General features: G+C 38.2%; 2 protein-coding genes. Both read left to right on the top strand.

Annotated features, from left to right (window positions below; translation table 11 throughout):
- The first annotated feature begins 98 nt into the window (after positions 1 to 98).
- Positions 99 to 599 carry an RNA polymerase sigma factor gene (locus ABJE44_RS05015; RefSeq protein ID WP_348109630.1) on the top strand — a complete coding sequence of 167 codons (501 nt, stop codon included), beginning with the start codon at positions 99 to 101 and terminating at the stop codon, positions 597 to 599.
- On the top strand, positions 586 to 1,173 hold the full coding sequence (locus tag ABJE44_RS05010; RefSeq protein ID WP_348109628.1) for a hypothetical protein: 588 nt from the start codon (positions 586 to 588) through the stop codon (positions 1,171 to 1,173). The genes ABJE44_RS05015 and ABJE44_RS05010 overlap by 14 nt, the downstream gene beginning before the upstream one ends.
- The last annotated feature ends 161 nt before the right edge of the window (positions 1,174 to 1,334 follow it).

Here is a 1,334-nt window from a genome sequence, read left to right as displayed (position 1 = left end):
CAATTATTTAAAATAAAATTATTTGTAATATTTTTAGATGCCTAGAGACTATGTAATTGTGCGCGCAGTAATGAACAGCAATTATGGACCTTAGTTAATTGAGTACAGATTTCAAACAGATACTAAAAGAGCATGCTCCCTTATTGGGGCGTGTGGCGGCTACCTATGAGGCTAACTTTCATATGCGCCAAGAGTTACTGCAAGAAATCACCCTAGCGGTTTGGCAAGCCTTGGCTAAGTTTAAAGGTGATAGCAGTATTAAAACTTATATTTTGCGGGTAGCTCACAACAAGGCCATCACCCATGTGGCATACCACGCCAAGCAGCCTCGAAACGATTCATATTGCGAAGTAGAAACTCCCGAGCCTAGCAAAGCTAAAGCCACAGATGAGCAACTAGACCAACAAAGACAAATTCAACAGATGTTAATTCATATTCGAAACATGCCTATTCAAACTCGGCAGGTGGTGACTATGTCTATGGAAGGTTTGAGCTATGACGAAATCGCAGATGCTTGCGGTATTAGTTCCTCAAATGCAGGTGTTGTGCTCAACAGAGCAAGAAAAACATTAATGGAGAGCATTCATGATGCCCAATAATCAAGACCCATTAAGTCAATTATGGCAGCAGCAAGAAGTGCAAAAGCCAGATCTAAATGTAATTAATAAAGCGTGGCGTATCATGCAAGTAAAGCAAAAGTTATATGCTTGCCTAGACATTTTAGGATTATTTATTCCTATTCTTATGTTGTATTTAAATCGTGAAAAGCTTGATAGTTTCACTGCTGGTTATTTTGTTGTACTTACTTTCTTATTACTTCCATTTGGTGCATACATATTATGGTTGAGGAGGTGTTCAATGGGTTGGTCGAGTGAAAATACTGAGCGGCATATCCATAACCTAAAAAGGCAAATAGCGAACAATATTAAAATTGCCGCATTAGGGAAACTTTCTATATGGCCTATTGGTGTGCTTGTCGTTTTGCATTATGTCGGTTTGTTTTATTTTGATGTGCTCCCCGTAGATAGACTCATACGAAAAGGCCTGATTTCAGTTTGTGTTTTTGCGGTGCTTTTTCCTGCAATGTGGATCTGGGCGACACGCCGTGAAAATAGATTCAAAAAAGAATTAAGTGATTTAAATAATTTGTTAGGGATAGATAAGGAGCCTTAAGCTAGAAAGGCTAATTAATTTGAATTTCAGGCACAAAAAAAGCAAACAGTGTTATCTGTTTGCTTTTTTAGGATTGGTTTATTTGAGCTTATTTAGAGACTTTTTCAGAGATGTAGTTGATAACGCTAGTAGCGCCACGTTCTTGGAAGAACTCAACTAAG

It is taken from the genome of Paraglaciecola sp., assembly GCF_039942875.1.
Taxonomy (GTDB): domain Bacteria; phylum Pseudomonadota; class Gammaproteobacteria; order Enterobacterales; family Alteromonadaceae; genus Paraglaciecola.
This window is presented reverse-complemented; position numbering and strand designations above follow the sequence as displayed.